Annotated in this window: 13 protein-coding genes and 1 riboswitch; of the genes, 9 read left to right on the top strand and 4 right to left on the bottom strand. The window is 59.9% G+C overall.

Annotation, left to right across the window (positions count from 1 at the left end; translation table 11 throughout):
• The first annotated feature begins 342 nt into the window (after nucleotides 1-342).
• Complete coding sequence (locus PV407_RS13095; protein WP_332090378.1) at nucleotides 343-3,312, top strand: hypothetical protein; 2,970 nt, start codon at nucleotides 343-345, stop codon at nucleotides 3,310-3,312.
• Here PV407_RS13095 and PV407_RS13090 read toward each other — a convergent pair.
• Nucleotides 3,270-3,413 (bottom strand): hypothetical protein, encoded by a 144-nt coding sequence (locus tag PV407_RS13090; protein WP_332090377.1) that lies wholly within the window; start codon nucleotides 3,411-3,413, stop codon nucleotides 3,270-3,272. The two genes, PV407_RS13095 and PV407_RS13090, sit on opposite strands and share 43 nt — an antisense overlap.
• Before the next feature lie 210 nt (nucleotides 3,414-3,623).
• Between PV407_RS13090 and PV407_RS13085 the strand changes: the two genes are divergently transcribed.
• On the top strand, nucleotides 3,624-4,307 hold the full coding sequence (locus tag PV407_RS13085; protein WP_332090376.1) for an aquaporin: 684 nt from the start codon (nucleotides 3,624-3,626) through the stop codon (nucleotides 4,305-4,307).
• 212 nt (nucleotides 4,308-4,519) lie between these two features.
• Here PV407_RS13085 and PV407_RS13080 read toward each other — a convergent pair whose 3' ends face one another.
• The gene (locus PV407_RS13080; protein WP_332090375.1) at nucleotides 4,520-5,833 is read right to left on the bottom strand and encodes an ABC transporter substrate-binding protein; all 1,314 of its coding nucleotides are present in this window, start codon (nucleotides 5,831-5,833) and stop codon (nucleotides 4,520-4,522) included.
• 293 nt (nucleotides 5,834-6,126) lie between these two features.
• On the opposite strand from PV407_RS13080, the gene PV407_RS13075 reads away from it, so the two are divergent.
• On the top strand, nucleotides 6,127-7,170 hold the full coding sequence (locus tag PV407_RS13075) for a LacI family DNA-binding transcriptional regulator (protein WP_332090374.1): 1,044 nt from the start codon (nucleotides 6,127-6,129) through the stop codon (nucleotides 7,168-7,170).
• Between the two features lie 88 nt (nucleotides 7,171-7,258).
• Here the strand turns inward: PV407_RS13075 and PV407_RS13070 are convergent, their stop codons facing one another.
• Complete coding sequence (locus tag PV407_RS13070; protein WP_332090373.1) at nucleotides 7,259-8,590, bottom strand: ABC transporter substrate-binding protein; 1,332 nt, start codon at nucleotides 8,588-8,590, stop codon at nucleotides 7,259-7,261.
• 254 nt (nucleotides 8,591-8,844) lie between these two features.
• Here PV407_RS13070 and PV407_RS13065 point away from each other — a divergent pair, with 254 nt between their 5' ends.
• From PV407_RS13065 to PV407_RS13045, 5 genes are all read left to right on the top strand, one after another.
• On the top strand, nucleotides 8,845-10,632 hold the full coding sequence (locus tag PV407_RS13065) for a cache domain-containing sensor histidine kinase (RefSeq protein WP_332090372.1): 1,788 nt from the start codon (nucleotides 8,845-8,847) through the stop codon (nucleotides 10,630-10,632).
• A complete protein-coding gene (locus PV407_RS13060; RefSeq protein ID WP_332090371.1) occupies nucleotides 10,610-12,145 on the top strand; it encodes a response regulator in 1,536 nt (511 codons plus the stop codon). The genes PV407_RS13065 and PV407_RS13060 overlap by 23 nt, the downstream gene beginning before the upstream one ends.
• A gap of 179 nt (nucleotides 12,146-12,324) precedes the next feature.
• Nucleotides 12,325-13,953 carry an FAD-dependent oxidoreductase gene (locus PV407_RS13055; RefSeq protein ID WP_332090370.1) on the top strand — a complete coding sequence of 543 codons (1,629 nt, stop codon included), beginning with the start codon at nucleotides 12,325-12,327 and terminating at the stop codon, nucleotides 13,951-13,953.
• 75 nt (nucleotides 13,954-14,028) lie between these two features.
• Nucleotides 14,029-14,934: an SbcC/MukB-like Walker B domain-containing protein gene (locus tag PV407_RS13050; protein WP_332090369.1), complete on the top strand. Its 906-nt coding sequence runs from the start codon at nucleotides 14,029-14,031 to the stop codon at nucleotides 14,932-14,934.
• A 252-nt stretch (nucleotides 14,935-15,186) separates the two neighbouring features.
• Entirely contained in the window at nucleotides 15,187-15,522 is a 336-nt protein-coding gene (locus PV407_RS13045) for a DUF4870 domain-containing protein (protein WP_332090368.1), read from the top strand.
• A 78-nt stretch (nucleotides 15,523-15,600) separates the two neighbouring features.
• On the opposite strand, the gene PV407_RS13040 is transcribed toward PV407_RS13045, so the two are convergent.
• A complete protein-coding gene (locus PV407_RS13040; RefSeq protein WP_332090367.1) occupies nucleotides 15,601-16,146 on the bottom strand; it encodes a DoxX family protein in 546 nt (181 codons plus the stop codon).
• Between the two features lie 452 nt (nucleotides 16,147-16,598).
• A riboswitch (cyclic di-GMP riboswitch) is annotated at nucleotides 16,599-16,685 on the top strand.
• A 137-nt stretch (nucleotides 16,686-16,822) separates the two neighbouring features.
• Here PV407_RS13040 and PV407_RS13035 point away from each other — a divergent pair.
• Nucleotides 16,823-17,944 carry an HD-GYP domain-containing protein gene (locus tag PV407_RS13035; RefSeq protein ID WP_332090366.1) on the top strand — a complete coding sequence of 374 codons (1,122 nt, stop codon included), beginning with the start codon at nucleotides 16,823-16,825 and terminating at the stop codon, nucleotides 17,942-17,944.
• Nucleotides 17,945-18,576: the final 632 nt, after the last annotated feature.

Below are 18,576 nucleotides of genomic sequence, written 5' to 3'. Positions count from 1 at the left end.
GAGAGGAATGCCGTACCGAAAGGGCGGCATTTTTTTGTTGCGTAACATCAACAAAAACGCAACAAGACGAGCGCAAATATTAAACCAATTTTAAACTTGATGATAAAACGTTCGTCAACTACGATCGAAGAAGAAAAGGAAGCCCTTTCCTTTTACAGAACGGACGCGCGAATCGGTTGGGTGCTTCCGGACCAAACGGAAGGGAGGCGAACAAAGCAGAACATGGGGGTTCGTTGCGGGCAACGGATCACGGTTTCTGTCGCGATTGTTTTTGCGAACAAGGCATAATCCGGTTTGGACGTGCCGCGGGCAGTATATCCGGTTGGTAAAGGAGGATTCGAATTGGTTTCGACCAAGCAGCCCGGCAATCGATTCCATTTCACGCTTGCAAAATGTTTGGTAGCGGCGGCGGCGGCGCTCGTCATCCCGATGTTTGCCGCGCAATCGCCGAAGGCCGAGGAGGAGGCGATCGCTTTCGTCGACGAAAGCGCCGATTTTTCCCGCGTTTTTTCCAAAACGAGCAATATCGCCGTTAGCAATAGCAGCCCGGAACGGTACGGAGGCGACGCTTCGCGGTTTTACAAAACGACGGGGGCGGAAGCCTACCTCGTCTACGAGGCGCCCGACCCGAACGTATACCGGATCGGCGGGTTCGACGTGGAAACGTGGTACAACAAAAACGGTTCCGGCGTAACGCCGGGAGACATGTCCTTTGAAGTTTCGCCGGACAACGTCGTCTATACGCCGTTTACGGGATTTACGAAGCTCGTGAGCGACGCTCCGCTCGTGGGCGGATGGGGGAAGGTGAACTGGAAGGCGTCGTCGGTGCCGGCCGGCACCAAGTATGTGAAAATCATTTTCGGGGATACATCGCTTCATCCGAGCTCATGGGCGATCCAGATCGGAAAAACGACGCTCTACGCCTTGGACAACAGCAGGCAGTCGCTGCAGGAGCTCATCGCCGCATCCCAGGCTTTGCTTGACGGCGCGGCATCGGGCGAAAATCCGGGGCAATACCCGCCGTCCGCCGTCGCTTCGTTCGGGGAAGCGATCCGGTCCGCGCGCGCCGTCGCCGACGATCCGGCTTCCGACCGGACCGCCTTGCAGGCCGCTTACCGCGATTTGTCTGAGGCCCGCGCGTCGTTCGAAAACGCGGTTATTGTTGCGCTGAACTGGAGCGAAAGCGCTGCCATCGAAAAAACGTCCTCGAGCCTGCACCACATCGCGATCGCCTGGCCTTCCGTCGTCGAGGCGAACCGATACGCGAACGTGGTTTACCACGTGTATAAAAACGGCGCCGAAGCGGCTGCCGTCACGGGGACGACATACACGTTCGCGGGCTTGAAGCCGCAGACGGAATACGAATTCAGCGTTGTCGCCAGCGCGGGGAGCCTCCGCAGCCGGGCGCTCGGCCCGGCCGTATTGGCCACGGACGACGTCGGTCCCGTTCCCGCGCCGGATTTCAGCCTGATCGACGCGGACGATTTCGCCGACGAAGACTATATAGCGCCGCAAGTATGGGTGAACGACAACCGCGGAATCCCGTATTACTTCGCGCATTTTCACAAGGTGGCGAACGCCGTTCGGCTGGATGAGCCCCATCGCGGATTCATCGACATCGTCGTGCACCGGAACCCCAAGGATAACGGGCCGTACAATGCGCGCGTGCAGGAAAACCATCTGTGGCTCGCTTATTTTTATACGCGCCAGGCGTCCTGGAACCTGTATTACGGAATGCCCGAAGTGAAATACAGGCTGGAAGCCGTCCTGGAGCATTTGCTCACGCTGCAGAGCCCGGAAGGGGCGTTCTCCGAATACGGCTGGCAGCAGTACAATTTGCCGGGAACGTCGTTCGCCGTCCAATTTCTCGGTCAGACGATGCGCCTGCTGAACGAGGCGAAGGCGGCGAATCCGGATTTCCCGTCCATCGACGCCGAGCTGTACGACCGGGTCGTCGAGGCGATCGGCAAAGCGATCCGGCATACGCTGAACGACCCGTCGTTCTGGAATCAAGGCACTTCGTTCACAAACCAGTACACGTTGATGTGGTCGGCGACGGCGGCTTATTTGGCGTATCATCCGGATACCGCGATCGAAGCGAAAATGAGGGAGCGCTTTACCCAATCCGCAGACGCCTTCCTGAGTCCGGCCGGATTTTATTACGAAAACGCCGGCTTCGATATGGGGTATAACCTGGGCGTCCACGCGCAAAACATGATGGCCGACTATTACTACTTCAAAGATACCGATCTGGAAGCGGAGTGGATCGCGAAAGAGAGCAAGTTTATCGAGTGGCTGTCCTACAATCTGGTGCTGGAGCCGGACGGATCGCATTTTACGTCGAACGCGGCGGCTTCGGGACGCACGGCATCCAGCCATATCGAACGGAAGGACTTCCCGTTCGCCGAGAAGCTTCCGCTTGCCCGGGCGTTCGTCAAGACGCGCGAGGAGGTCGCGGCGGAAATCGCGCGGGCGAAGGCCGACATTGTGAAAAACGGCGTTTGGCCGAACGTGCCGGCGCTCTCGCTGAACGGGGAAAACTCGTACAATCCGTACGCCCTTTACAACCGGATTTTGTACCGATACTACCCCTCCGAAAGCGAAAAAGCGGCGGCGGTCCGCCTGCTGCCGTATATCGCCAGCGACAGGTTCAACCATCAGCGGAACGACGATCGCAGCGGACTGCAGTTCACCTACGTGCGCAGGCCGGACTATTACGCGGCGTTCAATGCCGGTCCGCGCAAGGCGAGCCAGCAATCGTTCGGCCTCGGGCTGCTCTGGCATCCGGAAGGCGGAATCATGCTGTCCAGCCAGACCGAGCATACGACGGCCGCTTTAAGCCGCGGGTTATCGTGGGGAACCCGGAAGACGACGAACGTCCGGGTTTACGAGAGCGGGAACATGGCGCCGACGTACAAAGTCAACGGGCAGCCGATCCAGCCGGCCGTCGGGCACGGGGATTTGCCCCAGGGCAACATGAAAATCCGGTACGACTTGGGAACCGCCGGCGACAAAAACGTCGTCTTCGTCGAGAAAGGCGTATCGGTCGACGTCCGCCACGAGGAGGAATTCGAGGAAAACGTGCCGTTAACGATCGCTCCGGGAGACATCGTGACGGTAAATCCCGGGATCGTCACCGTGACCCGCGGCAATGCGGTGCTGGAAATCGTCTTCGACGCGGACGCCGAGGCCGCGATGGAGCCGATGGGCTTCAAGATTTACGACTATCGCATACACATGCTCAAACTGAAGACGAGCGGCGAGCTCCATTACACGATCACGATGAAAACGCTGAAGTCCGGAGCCGAGTAAGCGCATACCCGACCCGGATTTCGGCGGGTTGCCGGCGTGACGGGGCTGACGCAATCGCGCAGCCCCCGCGCCGGAACGGTCGCATGCACGATGTCCATCATGCGGCTCCCTCCATTTTGCCCCCGAATGCCCTTGCCGCATCCGGTAACCGCCGGCCTTTCGCGGAGCCGCACCTTCAACCGTTCAGTTTTTGTTCAAATGGCTCCCTTACAATGGGGAAAGCGATAGTCTCGGTCAGGATCGGTGGCGGGCGCTTCCGTCGCCTTCTCCGAGCCGTGCGAGGCTAGTCGATTATGAATCGGGAGGGAATTATGAACAATTCCATGAAAAAGGTTGCGGCCGAATTTATCGGGACGTTTGTCCTCGTGCTGTTCGGCTGCGGCAGCGCGGCAACCGCGGGAGGGCAGCTCGGCTACCTGGGAATCGCTTTCGCCTTCGGGCTTGCCATCGTGGCGATGGCCTACGCCATCGGTCCGGTCTCCGGCTGCCATATCAATCCGGCCGTTTCGCTTGCCATGCTGCTTAGCCGCAAGCTGAGCGGCGCCGACTTCGTCGGGTACGTCGTCGCCCAAATTGCGGGCGCGATCGCGGGGGCGGGCGTTCTCTACGCGATTATCGATTCCGCGGGGCTTGCCGTCACAAGCCTTGGCGAGAACGGATTCGGCAAAGGCTACGGGATCGGCATCTCGATGCCGATGGCGATTATCGTCGAAATCGTTTTGACCTTCGTCTTCATTTACGCGATACTCGGCGTTACGTCCTCCGAAAGCAACGGGCCCATAGCCGGGTTGGTCATCGGTCTGACTCTCGCATTCGTACATATTCTCGGCATCGGACTGACGGGAACGTCCGTCAATCCCGCGAGAAGCCTCGGACCGGCGCTGCTGCTCGGCGGGCAAGCGTTGGCGCAGGTTTGGGTGTTTCTCGCGGCACCGCTCGCTGGCGGCGCGCTGGCCGCAGCCGTCTACGGTTGGCTGAACCGCCAAAAGGCGTAGCGGGTATCCCGCCGCCCCCTCTGGCATATAGGGGCATTTTCGAAACGGGTACGGTCCTCCTCGAGCGGGAGGGCTTTTTTTTGTCGGCATGGCGGTTATTGAAAAAAAACGCCTCGGTCCCCGCTGCAATGCGGTTTTGGAGGCGTGTTTTTTGCGTTTGAGGGGACAGTCCCGTTCCGTATCGTTTCGTTTCGCTGTCCGCCGGCGGATCGTTACTTCGCTTTGGCCGCCTTGGCCGCTTCGATCGCCTGATTGACCTGCTCCTCGAATATCCGCAGGGCGGTGTTCTCGTCGACGTTGTCTTTGATCATGGAGGCGAACGAAGTGCCGAAATCGACGCCGACATCGGTCAAATGAGCGGCGCGCGGCTCCGTCGGCGGGGCGTCCGGATAAAAGTACAGGGCGTTTACGTTTTTGCCCGCCCATTCCGGCACGTCCCGTCCGGTCGCTTTTTTCACCGTTTCGTTTTTCAGCGGCGTGCCCGCTCCGTTTTTGGCCAAAATAAGCTGCACTTCCTCGGAAAGCATGTGCGACACGACCTCGAACGCCTCGTCCTTGTGCTTCGAGGTTTGCGTCACGAACAGCGCCAAGGTCGCGGGCTTGAAGCCGACATTCGGCCGTTCCTTGAGACTCGGGACGGACACGACGTCCCAGTTCAATTGCGGGTTGGCTTTGGCGGCGCCTACGATCGACGGATGGGCGTTGACCATCATCGCGATCGTTCCTTTGGAGAAATCCCCGGGCGAAACGAGAGAGGCGTTCGGCAGCTCGAAAAACCGCCTTAAATTGGCGTACAGCAGCTTCCAGCCGTCGGTGTTTATGGTCGCCTTGTCTTCCTTCGGGTGCAACGGCCCGATGGAAAGCTGGTTGTTGAGCATCATATTGTTGGGCGTCGCGGTAAAGCCCTGGAACGTTGTGCCCCCGTCCGAACGGGTCGTTTTTTTGGCCAGCTCGTACGTTTCGTCCCAGCTCATGCCGTCCTTCGGATAAGCGACGCCGAACCGGTCGAACACGTCTTTATTGTAGAACAGCGCATATTTGTTCATCGTAAACGGCAGCCCGTACAGCTTGCTTTCGCTGTTTTGCGCCTGCGTCTGGGCAAGCACGTTCGGCTCGAGCGCGGCGAGATCGAAGCGGTGCTTCTTCGCAAGCTCCTGCATGTCGTAGTGGAAGCCGTTGGCCATCACCCGGCTTGTCGTAAAGCTGGCCGATTCGAAAATGATGTCGGGCAGCGTCCCGTTGGCGATCAGGTCGGGGTAATCGCTTCCCTTGCCCCGATTGATCACGTTCAATGTAATATGCGGGTGCTTCGCCTTGAGCGATTCCAGCACCCCCGTCGCCTCCAAATCGACCGGCATCACTTGCCCGTTAAACAACGTCAGCGTTACGGGCGGCTTCGGCTCGGCCGACTTGCCGGCGTTTGCCGCTTCGCCTTCGCCCGGCCGGGAAGACCCGCCGCCGCAGCCGGCTAGCGCGGTCCCCATCAGAAGCAAGCCGGCCAGAGCCGTACCGTATGCTTTGTTCATGTCGATCAACCTCCGTCTGTTTTTTGTTCGCTCCGCCGCACGAATCGTTTCGCGGCGTTCGCTGATCCCCTTCGGAGTAAGCCTTTTCCTTTCGGTGCAAGGTCGCTGGGCAGATGCGGCAGATGCCGGCTGTGCGGGGTATGCGGGTATGCGCATGAGTCATGACAGCGCTTTCGTAGATGAGAGCTGCACGGAAACGGTTTATGCCGAGGATGATTTTATGATACAATAAAATATAAGCATCGTTATAGTTGCGTTTTTGTTGATTATTTAAACGGAAAGGTCCTGTCGAGATGCCCAGAAAAAAGAACGTTACGCTGCCTCAGCTCGCCGAAAAGCTCGGTTTGAGCGCATATACCGTATCGAAAGCGCTGCGCGGTCTGCCCGGAATGTCGGAGCAAACCCGCAGCGAGGTGATTCAATTGGCCAAGGAGCTCGGCTATTTGACGAAGGACCAGGAAAGCAGCCTCCTTTACGAAGGCATCCCGCGGCTATCCGCCAAGCAGCGGCGCTTCCTGATGGCAACCTCCTCGAAGTACAGCTATTCGATCCAGCAAATGTTTATGGGCCTTAAGGAAAGAATGAACGAGCTCGGGCACAAGGTCGACATCGCCTTTATGCCGGAGACGCTGCCGGCCGACCGGCTGGAGGGCTGGATGGAGCAGGAGGGGGTGCTGTACGCCGACGGGCTGTTCATCACCCCGCTAATACCGGAGCCGCTGGAGGCGGTATTGCTGGAGCTGAAGCTCCCCCGCATCCTGATCAATTTTCCGCCCGTAGGAGCGAAGGTGGACAGCGTCATCTGGGACGTATACGACGCCACGATGCAGTCGGTGCGGTATTTGACGGAGAACGGGCACCGGAACATCGCGTATATCGGCGATACGGCCCGGACGCGGGGATACAAGCAGCGCTGGCTCGCCTTTCGGGAGGCGATGAAGCAGGAAGGCGAGGAGGTTCGCGAGGAAAGCCATCTCATCCCGTTCTCGTCCGACAACGCGGAATGGAGGGAGGCGTTCGAGCGCCATTTGGAGCGAAGCAAGCCGACGGCGCTGCTTTGTTCCTCGTACCAGAACGTGTCCTGGGTGTTTTACGCTTGCAGCGAAGCGGGGTACCGCATACCGGACGATCTGTCCGTCATTATGCTGGACAACGTCGGCGACGGCCTCTTTCCGAGTATAACCCGCCCCGAGCTGCTCATGCCGGAGACGGGCTACCGCGCCGCGGACCGGATGCTGTGGCGGCTGGCCAACGCCCGCCTGCCCTACGAGCATATTCGTCTGCAAGGAACGTTTTTCCGGGGCGATACGGTCAAACATTTGGCGGACAAACCGTAGAGGCGCTTCATAGCCGGTCCGGTTCGCGAAACGCAGCAAAGCAAAGCGCGCCTGTTCGGGCGCGCTTTGCGCTTATGGCGCGGCATCGTTACTTGCTGGCCGCCGCTTTCGCTTTCTCGATTTCTTTGTCGGCTTCCTCGGACATCGTGCGAAGCGCGGTATTGACGTCCATCGCGCCTTTCGTCAGCTGGTACATCGTCCGTTCGAGGACGACGCCGGCCGTGCGGCTGTAAGGCGACGACGGGAACGGGTCGGCCGGCTTGCTTTTCAGCAGGGCGCGGACGTTTTTCCCTTGCAGGAAAGGCGTATCCTGGCCGAAGGCGTCCTTGACGGCCTGATTCGTCGTTACCGGGAAGGCGAGCGCCTGCTTGGACATGCTCGTCTGCACCTCGTCGCTCGTCAAGTAGGCGATCGCGTCGAAGGCGGCTTCCTTGTGCTTGCTCGTGCTCGTCACGTAGGCGAGTGTCAGCAGCGACTGCGGGCCGACGCCCCGGCGGTCGGAGTATTCCGGATACGTCACGACGTCCCAGTTCACTTCCTGCGGCGTCGTCGGGATGACGTACGCGTACATGGCGGCGATCCGGTCTTTCAGGAACAGGTTGCTGATCGACCCGAAGCTGCCCTCCTTCGTCTCGTTGCCGGGAATTTCGTAGAAACGGGTCAAATTTTTGATATGCCGCGCCCAGCGCTCGTCGGTGTTGTACAGCGACTTGTCCGTCTTCGGATCGACGAACCCGACCGACAGCTGGTTCATCCAAGCGCTGTTGTAAAACTGCGTAATGAAGCCGCGGTATTGCGTGCCGCCGTCGGAGCGGGTCATCGTTTTGGCCAGATCGTACACTTCGTCCCACGTCATGCCGTCCTTCGGATACGTCTTGCCGAACTTGTCGAACAAATCTTTGTTGTACATCAGGCCCATCGTCTGCATTTTGTAAGGGAGCGCGTAAATCGCCGTGCCGTTTGAAAGCGCTTGCACCGCTTTGACGACGCCGGGCTCGAGCCGGGACAAATCGTAGCCGCGGCTTTTGATCAGCCCGGTCAAGTCGTACTCGAATTTGAACGGCGCAATGAGGCGGTAATGGTTGATGTCGGCGTTCAGCATGACGTCGATCGGCTCCCCGGCGGCGATCATATTCGCGATGTGCCCTTCCGGGTTCGTATCCGGGGAAGAAATGTACTTGATCGTAATGTGCGGATATTTTTTCTGGATCGCATTGCCGTACTGCTCCATAAAGACGGCCGGATCCTGCTTGGCCGACGGATCGTAAAACGTCAGCGTCACCGGCTCTTTCGGCGCTTCCGCCGCGGGCTTGCCGGAATTCGCCTCGTTCGGACCCGAAGACCCGCAAGCGGACAAGCTTGCCGCCGTCAGCAGCAGCGCCCCGGTTTGAAGCCATTTTTTCGTATTCAACTGACCCACCCTTTCCTCTTCGTCGACGATGCATCGTTTGAAACTAACAGTACACGAAACGCCGAAGCCGGATGCGACATAATTTATTTGCCAAGGGTCAAATTTTTACCTGTTTCCGCCCGGCCCGCGCGCCGCCGCGACCAAAAGCTTCCAGCGGCGAAGGAGGATAGCCGGGGCGATTTTCGTGGTATACTAAACGATACGAAAGCGGCATATTTGTCGACATTACTTGCAAACGGTTGCAAAAATCGGGAGGCGGTTTCGTGAAAGACAGACTCGGCTTCTTCGCGTTCTCCTCGCTCAAAAATCGGCTGTTTCTCGTTTTTTTGCTGCTCATCCTGCTGCCTTATTCGTTTCTTCATTTCCGCAGCGTCGCGCAAATCGAGCAATCGTTCACCGACCAGATCGTCCGGCAAAACACGGAGCAGCTCGAGCAGCTGAAGCTCATGTTCGAGGATATGCGGGGGATGGCGTTTCGCGTCGCGGTCCGGCTCGAGAAGGATCCGGTCGTCGCCGGCATGCTGAGCGGCTCGGAGGGGCTGTCCGAGGCGGAGCGGCGCAAACGGATGGACGACTTGTGGAACGATATCAAAAGCAACGCGCTGCCGTCGCCGTTCGTCTACTATTCGCTGCTCGACCGCGGCGGGCGGCAGTACGCCTCCTATACGCCGAAGCAGCCGCTTACGTACGACGAGCTGATGGAGCGGCCGGAGCTTCTCGCCTTGAAGGACGGCGGGGAGTCGTACGTCTGGACCGAACAGGAGGAGTCCGATCTGCGGACCGAGGACAGCAAAAGCGCGCGGCTCATTACGCTGTATTCCGTTTTCCGCGACGGCCAGGGGCGGCAAATCGGCCTCGTCCGCATCGGCATCGATTTTCAGGCATGGCTGTCGTCGATGGTCCGAAGCTTTCCGATTACCCAGGACTTCTACATGCTGGGCGGCCAGGGCAAAGTGCTCGGGGGCACCGGCGACTTGACGGATACGGCGCTGCTGTCGTTCATTCGCGACGCCGGCGGCTATGCGGACGGCTACAACCGGATCGACGGCGCCTATTTGTACAACACGATGCCGATCCCGGCGATGGGCTGGACGCTGGCGAGCCGGTTTCCGCTGCAGCTGTTTTTCGGCGACATCGCGGCGGTCAAGCAGCGGGTGTTCACGACGTTTTTGCTGTTCACGCTGCTGTTCGTCGTCATTACGTTTTTCATTTTGTCGACGCTGACCCGTCCGCTTCGGCTGCTGCAAAAAAAGATGGCGGAAGTCGCCGACAAGCAGCTGATGACCCATTTGTCGACCGGGTCTTACAAAGGGGAGCTGCTTGCGCTGGCTCGGGCGTTCAACCAGATGGTCAGCGACCTGCAGGGGCTCATGCGCCGGCTCAAGGCGGAGGAGCGGCAGAAGGAGGCGGTCCGCTTCCAAATGCTGCTGTCGCAAATGAACCCGCATTTTTTGCTCAATACGCTCAATGTGGTGAAATGGAACGTGCTCGGCAAAGGCGACGAGGAGACGGCGGCCATCTGCGTGTCGCTCGGCAAGCTGCTGGAGACGAGTTTGAACGAGGAGACGGATCTGATTCATCTGCACGAGGAGCGCGAGCTTACGGAAGCGTACGTGTCGATTCAGTCGTTTCGCTACGATCAGACGTTCGAAATCCGCTGGGAATGCGAGCCCGGTCTCGACTATGCGCTCGTGCCGAAGCTCAGCCTGCAGCCGCTTGTCGAAAACGCGATTTTTCACGGACTCTCGAACAAAGACCGGGAAGGGATCATCTGGATTCGCGCTTACGCCGAGTCGGGCCGCTGCTATCTCGAGGTCGAGGACAACGGAGCCGGCTGGAATCCCGCCGCTTCGCAAAACGCCGCGCGCAAACGGAAAAGCATCGGGCTGCGAAACGTGAAGGAGCGGCTGGAGCTGCTGTTCAAGCACGAGGCGGCGCTGGACATTTTGCCGCAGCCCGAAGGAACGCGGGTTCGGCTCGGATTTCCGCTGCTCGTCGCGGCGCCGTATTCGGAAGGGGGGAATCCCGATGTGGAAAGTGCTGCTCGTTGAGGACGAAGCGTTCGTCAGACGGTCGCTGAAGCAGCTGATCCGCTGGGAGGACATGGGCTTCACGATCGCGGGCGAAGCCGGCGACGGCCGGGAAGCGCTGGCGATGATGAAGGCGGACGCCCCGGATCTCGTCATCGCCGACATCATTATGCCGGGCATGGACGGCATCGAGCTGCTCAAGCATGCGCGCGAGGAGGGGATGGAATCCGCCTTCGTCATGCTGACGTGCATGAACGAGTTCGAGTACGCGCGCCAGGCGCTGGAATTCGGCGCTTCGGGCTATTTGCTCAAGCTGTCGATGAACGAGAAGTCGCTCGCGGAAACGCTGTCGAAGGTCGACCGCGAGCTGCTGCGAACGATGCAGATGCGATCGCAGACCGAGTCGCAATCGTTTCAGAAGCTGTACCGCGACATGTGGCAGTCGATTTACGGCGAAGACCGCGGCGGGCCGGCGGAGCCGCGCGAATGGGCCGAAGACGGGGACCGGCGCTATGCGTCCGTCTGGATCGGCTCGTTTTTGCACGGAGCGGACCGGTTCACGACCGACGATTTCCGGAAGCTCGGGCTCGCGACGCCGGACAGCCGGACGGCGATCCATACGTATACGCATTTCGGCGTAACGACGGTATTCGTTTGGAATCCGGCGTCGGTCGCGTCGCGGGAGCGATCGGCGGCTGCGAGGCCGCCGTATCCGGCGGCGCTGTCCGGCTCGGCGGCGGCGGGCGGGGAAGCGCGGGACGTTTGGAGCGGCGTGCTGCGCGCGCTGGATACCGTCTGGTACGAAGGCTGGAACGGGCGCGCGATCGTCGCGGAACGGGAGACGGAAGCGGGACCCGACGCCGGGGACGGAACGGGGGCGCGGTCGGGAGCGGAGCGATATGCGCCGTTGGGCTGGAAAACGGAGCGCGCATGGATCCAAAGCTTCGAGCAGCGCCATCTCGACGATTTCCGGGAGCGGCTGCGCAGCGGCTGGCGCGACATGGAACGGCGCCGCATGCCGATGGCGATCGTCAAAGAGACGGCGATCCGGATCGACCGGATTTTGGCGCGCATCGCCGGCTGCGCCGGACTGGCGGAGGAGGAGCTGACCGCCTGCGCGTCGCACGGCGAGCTGGGCGAGCGGCTGCTGTCGCGCGCGGAGCAGTACGCGCAGCGGTGGAGCACCGGCGCCCAGCCGATCACGGGCCATCCCGAAATCGACAAGGCGCTCGCCTACATTCACCGGCATTCGCACGAGGACGTGACGCTGAAAGGGGTGGCGGCGCTCGTCTCGATGGACGAAACGTATTTCAGCGGGCTGTTCAAAAGAAAGACGGGCGTGACGCTCATCCATTACGTCCAGCAGGTGCGGATCGGCCACGCGAAGAAGCTGCTCGAGGAGACGAGCTTGCCCGTCGCGGAAGTCGGGGAGCGGGTCGGCTTTCCGAACACGAACTATTTCATCAAAATTTTCAAGCGTTGGGCGGGACGAACGCCGAACGACTATCGGTCCGCGTCCGGCTATCCAAGCTGAACGCTGCGGCCGGTACGAACTCGGCCCATGGCGATCTTGCGCGGAACGCATCAAACAAAATTTGTTCTATCATATAACGAAAAATGTTCCTTACCCCCGTCTCGCCCGAATGGTATCGTTTACATCAGAAGCGCGAAACGGCGCGCGATGTTTACCGCCGGCGAAAGGGGCGAACAACGATGGCGATGAACGAATACGACGTAGCGGTGTACGGAGCGACGCCGGGAGGGATCGGAGCGGCGATCGCCGCGTCCAGAAGAGGACGCCGCACCGTGCTGCTGGAGCCGTCCGGGCATATCGGCGGCTTGATGACGAGCGGTCTCGGACGAACCGACATCGTGTCGCTCGAATCCGCCGGATCGATTTTCCGCGAATTCGCGGCCCGAGTCGTGGAACATTACGCCTCGACATACGGGGCGGACTCCGAGCAGGTGAAAGCGTGCAATTACGGGCTTTGGTTCGAACCGTCCGCAGCGTCCGCCGTGCTCCAAAGGATGCTGGACGCCGAGACCGGGCTGGAGGTCAGGCGGCATTGCGAGCTGACGGCGGCCGTCGTCGAAGACGGTGCGGTCCGCGCGATCGGCATACGCGACCGTCATAAAGAAAGCGTTTACAATATTCGGGCGGGCCTCTTTGTCGATGCGACCTACGAAGGCGATTTGGCCGCCGCCGCCGGCGTCCCGTACGACCTCGGCCGCGAATCCCGCGACGCATGGAACGAGGAATACGCCGGCAAGCTGTATATGAACTTCGATCCGACGAAGGAAGTGTTCCCCGGCAGCACCGGCGAAGGCGACGACCGCATCCAGGCATACAATTTCCGGCTGTGCCTGACGCAAAATCCGGACAATCGCGTTCCGTTCCGAAAGCCGGAATCGTACAGCCGCGAGCCGTACGCGAGCCTCGCCGACGACGTGAAGGAAGGCCGGATCGCCTCGATTCGCGACGTGATGAACATGCTGCCCGTGCCGAACGGCAAAACGGACTGCAACAACCATCATTACTGCATGTGCTCGACGGACTACCCGGAAGAAAACGGGGGCTACCCCGAAGGCGACCGCGAGACGCGAGAAGCGATCGTCGCCCGCCACCGCGAGTACGTCCAAGGGCTGCTCTGGTTTTTGCAAACCGACGAGGCGCTGCCGGAGCCGTTCCGGCAGGAAGCGTCGCAATGGGGGTACGCCGCCGACGAATTCGAGGAGTACGGGCATTTTCCGCCGCAAATTTATGTGCGCGAAGCTCGCCGCATCCGGGGCGAATATACGTTTACCGAAAACGACGCGAGACTGGCTCCCGGGCTGGACGGCGCGCCGACCCAGTTCGACGGCGTGGCCGTCGGCCATTATCCGATCGATTCGCACGCGACCCGCAAACGCGAGCCGGCCGGGCAAAACAAGGCGCTCGAAGGCTTTCTCGGCTTGGGCTGGATTACGGAAATGTATCAAATTCCGTACGGCGTCATGGTGCCGCAGCTTGTGGACGGTTTACTCGTTCCGGTCGCCGTGTCGGCTACGCATATGGGCTTCGGCACGATTCGCATGGAGCCTTGCTGGATGCAGCTCGGCTTCGCCGCCGGCGTTGCCGCCGATTTGAGCCTGGCCGTCGGGACGCCGCCCCGTAGCGTGTCCGTCGACCGGCTGCAGGACGCGCTGCTCGCCGAAGGGCAGCTCCTATTCCCGCTCGGCGCGGAGGAGCTGCGCTCGCCTGCCGCGGCTGGCGCGCCGTCTTTCGGCGGGGACGGCTTCTTCGCGGAGCGGCTGGCGGCCGTCTGGACGGCGGCGCTTGCGGTCGCCTACGCCGCGCGCTGAGATCGCCGCTTCGCGGGCGGTGGAGGGCGGCCGCGGCGCTGGCGGCGCTGTCCGCTGGAGGAAGCGGAAACGAATTTGCGCGAAGCCGGGGAGCGGTTCCGGATCGAGCTGGAGAAGAGCGGCTTCCCGGGACCGGGCGATTACATAGCGGCAAGGCTGGACGAAGGACAGCGCCTTGCGATGAAGGAGCAAATCGACGAGTTCGGCCGGACGTTCGCCGCGCTGGAGCGGCAGGTGGCGGAGCTGGCCGGCGAGCTCGCGGACAAGCAGCCCGCCGATACGGCGGCGATGCAGGAGCGGATCGACGGACTGAAGCGGGAGCTGGAGCGGGCGATCGGCGACGTGCAGACGGCCGCGCGGTACAAGCAGGAAGCGGAGCGGCTGGCCGCGGCGATCGGGTCGGCCGAGGAGCAGGCGAGGCAGCTCGAGGAGCAGCTTGCTCAGGTGATGGATTTGCACCAGATGCTGAAGGGCGACAATGCGCTCAAATTATCGTTCGAGCGGTATATTTTGATCGAATATTTGGAGCAAATTTTGCAGGCCGCCAACGTCAGGCTGTCCGGCTTGTCGAACGGGCAATTCATGCTGCAGCGCAGCGACCGGCTGGAGACGCGCGGCAGGCAGAGCGGGCTCGGGCTCGACGTTTACGACGCGTATACGGGGCAAAACCGCGACGTCAAGACGCTGTCCGGCGGCGAAAAGTTCGGCGCCTCGCTTTGCCTCGCGCTGGGCATGACCGACGTCATCCAGTCGCACCAAGGCGGCGTATCGATCGAAATGATGTTCATCGACGAAGGGTTCGGCTCGCTCGACGAAGAGTCGCTCGGCAAGGCGATCGCCACGCTGGTCGATTTGCAGCGCGCGGGACGGATGATCGGCGTCATCTCCCACGTGCAGGAGCTGAAGGACGCGTTCCCGGCCGTGCTCGAGGTGCGCAAGACGAAGGAAGGCTACAGCCGGACGAGCATCGTTTTGAAATGATGCGCACGATCGGAGGAAAAAACGGAAAGCGTCTCTCGGGCCGCGGACGAACGGCGGGCCCGGGGGCGCTTTTCCCGTTTCGGGCGGGGCGCCTATCCGCGCCGGGAGGCGCGTCTAAAAAAAGGCGGGCCCGCATATGTTTTTTTAACAGTCGGCAGGAAAACGGGGATCGATCGCAAATAATTACAAGGCGGATCGACAAATTTTACATAATTCGCCAAAATCATAAGCGAAGAGAGGAATGTGCGAACGATGAGCTCGAATTTTTACTCCCCGGAGGACGAGCGCGCGGATATCGAGAAAAACAAGGTGATGGCGATACTGGCTTACTTGATTTTCTTCATCCCGCTGCTCGCGGCTCGAGATTCGAAATATGCGATGTATCACGCGAATCAGGGGCTGCTGCTGTTTTTGGTCGCGGTCGGCATCAACATCGTCGGCGCGATCATCCCGATTCTCGGCTGGCTGATCATCGCCCCGCTCGGCAACCTGCTCGTCTTCGTATTCGTCGTGCTCGGCATCGTCAATGCGGCGGGCGGCCAACGCAAGCCGCTGCCGATCATCGGGAAGTACGAAATTTTGAAGTGAAACAAAACGGAGAACACCCCCGCCCTGATGGGAGCGGGGGCGTTTGCCGTGCGCGCGGGTGAGTGAAGGCTTGGAAGGTTAAGCGTGAAGCGGGTTATGCGTGCCGCCGATCGTGCCGGTTTTCGTCGTCTTGTCGTTGCGGTTGCGTCCGAACCATTTGCGCAGCAGCGGCAGCAAGTAGTAGTCGACGCCGAATTTGCCCGCGTTCGCGCCGCCGATGAAGACGATCGTGCCGACGAGCACCAACCACGGGTTCGTGCTTACGGTGCCGGCGAACAGGAACATGAAGTTCATCAGCAGGCCGAAGAAGGCGGCGGCCGTCGTCAGCGCTCCGACGATGAGACCGAGACCGACCAAAAATTCGCCGAGCGGAATGATCACGTTAATGAGCTTCACGTTCGGAAGCGCGAATGCTTCGAGGAATGCCGTAAACGTCGGATATACGAGCTCGCCCGTCGCTTTGTCGGCGATCGGCTTCGTGATGGCGTTGCGCAGAAATCCGCCGGCGTCGAATCCGCCGGTAAGCTTGTGCCAGCCTGCCGTCAGCCATTGCCAGCCGAGGTAGAGGCGAACGAGCAGCAAAACGGCGGCGGCGTAATTGTGTTCTCTCCAAAGCTTCAACATAGCAATCATCTCCTAAAAATGGTAAGTTATTTTTTTCACAATATAGCTTGAAAAAAGACGGCCAGCTGCTCCATAACCGGGGAGCGCCCGGATAACGTTTCGCCTGTGCGGCCCGGCATGCGGCACCTTCCTTTCGGAGCCGATCGGATCGAAGACCGGCGAAGCGACCGACGATTCTCCTTCCCCGTGCGTCCGGCCAATCCGAACGTTCATCCGAGGCGGGACGGTCCTTCGAGCCTTGACCCGTGCGGCGTTTTCGCATCGCGTTCTCTTCCACGTCTTCACTATACCACATCGCGCGAGGAATGTATGTGATAAAAATCACAATGTTGTGAACGAGGGCGGATAATTTTCGGCGAACGCGCGAGACGCTTCAATTCGTAGTCCTTTTTTACGGGTTTCGACGAATGGCAGTGGTATTAAACGCCCAAATCGAGTAAGATAAAACATACAGTCGAAAAAGGCAAACTTGTCGAAAGGCAAGGACGCAAAGCCGCGGGCCTAATGGTCGGACGACCGATGGCGGCCGGGTTGCCGAAGCGTGGGATCGAAGCTCCGAATCTCCGAATCGCGATGTGAAGACGTCCCGCTTCTTTCTTTTCTGGAAGCGGGGGGTCTTTTTGTTTTTTTCGACAAGACCATTAACGGGATCGCTCCCCGAGAAGGAGTATGCCGCATGCAGTGCGCCGAGTACAACGATCTGGTCGGAAAACGATTGCTCCACAACATTACGAATGCGAGCGGGATGTTGCTTATACCCGAGGAAACGATTTTGACGCAAGCGCATATCGAGAAGCTGGAAAAATTCAATGTCGATTTGTACGACATTCATGTCGAAACGGTACAGGAGCCGATACAGGATTCGGAGTCGGAGTCGGGCGTTCAAGAGGAGCCGGAGCGGCGGCAGGCGCAGGAAAAGCCCCCCGGCCGGTTCGCTTCTCCGGAGCCGGTTCGCGCCGATACAGGATTGCTGGCGAAACGGGCGGACGCGAAGCTGCGGGAAATCGAAAAAAGCATTTTGGAGAACGGGATTGTCCCGCTCGCCGATATCGAGGAAAACGTGCTGCCGGCCGTTTTGGAGGCCGCGCAAAACCGGAACGTCTACAAGCTGTTCGCCGATTTGAAGGCGGAAGGGGACTTCCGGTTCAAACACAGCATCGGCGTCGCCTGCATGTCCGCCGTTCTCGGGCGATGGCTCGGAATGGACGAGCGCGAAACCGCGCTGCTGGCGACGGCCGCCAGCCTTTGCGACATCGGCACGATCAAGCTGCCGAGCGCGATTTTGCACAAGACGTCCGAGCTGCTGCCCCACGAGCTGGACATTATGAAGCAGCATACGGTGCTCGGGTACGACATGCTGAAGGAATCCGGCCTCGAAGGCCGGGCGGCGCTCGTCGCCCTGCAGCACCACGAGCGGGAGGACGGGAGCGGGTATCCTTACGGGCTGAAAGGAAAAGACATCGACACGTTCGGCAAAATCGTCGCATTGTGCGACTCGTATTTGGCGATGTCGTCCGACAGGCCGCAGCGGCCGGCGCTTCCGTTTTACCGGGTTATCCGGCAGCTGCACGACGATATTGTCGCGGGCCGGTTCGATTCGGCGATCGGCATGACGTTCCTGAACCGGCTCATGGCCGCTCAGGTCGGGGGCGACGTCGGCTTGTCGGACGGCCGCCGGGGGAAAATCGTGCTCATCCATCCGAACTATCCGACTCGTCCGCTGATCGCGATCGACGGACAAACGTTCGTCGATTTGAGCAAAACGGAATCGCTTCACATCACCGAAGTTTTCGGCTGAGGCCGTTGAAAGCGCTTGATTCGATCGGCCGCCGAAGAAAAACGCCTGTACGATCGAGCGATCGATACTTATTTGGCAGTCTTCTATACCGGGAGTACCGAGCTGATTCGAAGTGAAATCATAAAGACGGTAAAATTTACTTTATGCTCATGAACGTTTAACGTATACTAAACTGACAAGTAGATATAAAGTAACCATCTTCATTGATCCAGACAGTTTTATCGCTTACTCTCTCGATAATGCCGCCATAAACAGCTATTCAAGCGATTTCGCACTGTGCGTTCCCGATTAATGGGTTTACGAAAGTCATCAGCCCCTTGGCGAGCTTAAGATCTACTTATGGGGTGCCGAAGGAAAGGTCTGGCCGGGCAGCGATAGCCCGGTACAGGTAACCGATCCCGCGGGAAGCCCGAGATTACCACCTCCGCCCGGAAGGTTTATAAAAAGCGTTTCGTTAACCGGAAATGGATTACAGAAAGTCTGCCCCCACGGTCGTGGAGGCAGACTTTTGGTTGTACGCCCAGCATGGGCGTCATCTTTAGGGTGTAAGTCCTGAACGGGGGCTGGCGAGCGCCTACCGTTAGCTAAGGGCAAGGGTGTCTGTCGTGAGGCAGAATCTGAAGGAAGCCGGA

Origin of the sequence: Paenibacillus sp. GYB003 (assembly GCF_036577625.1) — a bacterium.
GTDB lineage: Bacteria > Bacillota > Bacilli > Paenibacillales > NBRC-103111 > Paenibacillus_AB.
The sequence above is the reverse complement of the archived record's forward strand: the minus strand, read 5'-3'. Positions and strand labels throughout refer to the sequence as shown.

Excerpts from the sequence above, each read along its gene's own strand:
- PV407_RS13085 (WP_332090376.1), top strand. The coding sequence starts at position 3,624 with ATGAACAATTCCATGAAAAAGGTTGCGGCCGAATTTATCGGGACGTTT.
- PV407_RS13045 (WP_332090368.1), top strand. The coding sequence starts at position 15,187 with ATGAGCTCGAATTTTTACTCCCCGGAGGACGAGCGCGCGGATATCGAG.
- PV407_RS13035 (WP_332090366.1), top strand. The coding sequence starts at position 16,823 with ATGCAGTGCGCCGAGTACAACGATCTGGTCGGAAAACGATTGCTCCAC.
- PV407_RS13060 (WP_332090371.1), top strand. The coding sequence starts at position 10,610 with ATGTGGAAAGTGCTGCTCGTTGAGGACGAAGCGTTCGTCAGACGGTCG.
- PV407_RS13055 (WP_332090370.1), top strand. The coding sequence starts at position 12,325 with ATGGCGATGAACGAATACGACGTAGCGGTGTACGGAGCGACGCCGGGA.
- PV407_RS13080 (WP_332090375.1), bottom strand. The coding sequence starts at position 5,833 with ATGAACAAAGCATACGGTACGGCTCTGGCCGGCTTGCTTCTGATGGGG.
- PV407_RS13090 (WP_332090377.1), bottom strand. The coding sequence starts at position 3,413 with ATGATGGACATCGTGCATGCGACCGTTCCGGCGCGGGGGCTGCGCGAT.
- PV407_RS13075 (WP_332090374.1), top strand. The coding sequence starts at position 6,127 with ATGCCCAGAAAAAAGAACGTTACGCTGCCTCAGCTCGCCGAAAAGCTC.
- PV407_RS13040 (WP_332090367.1), bottom strand. The coding sequence starts at position 16,146 with ATGTTGAAGCTTTGGAGAGAACACAATTACGCCGCCGCCGTTTTGCTG.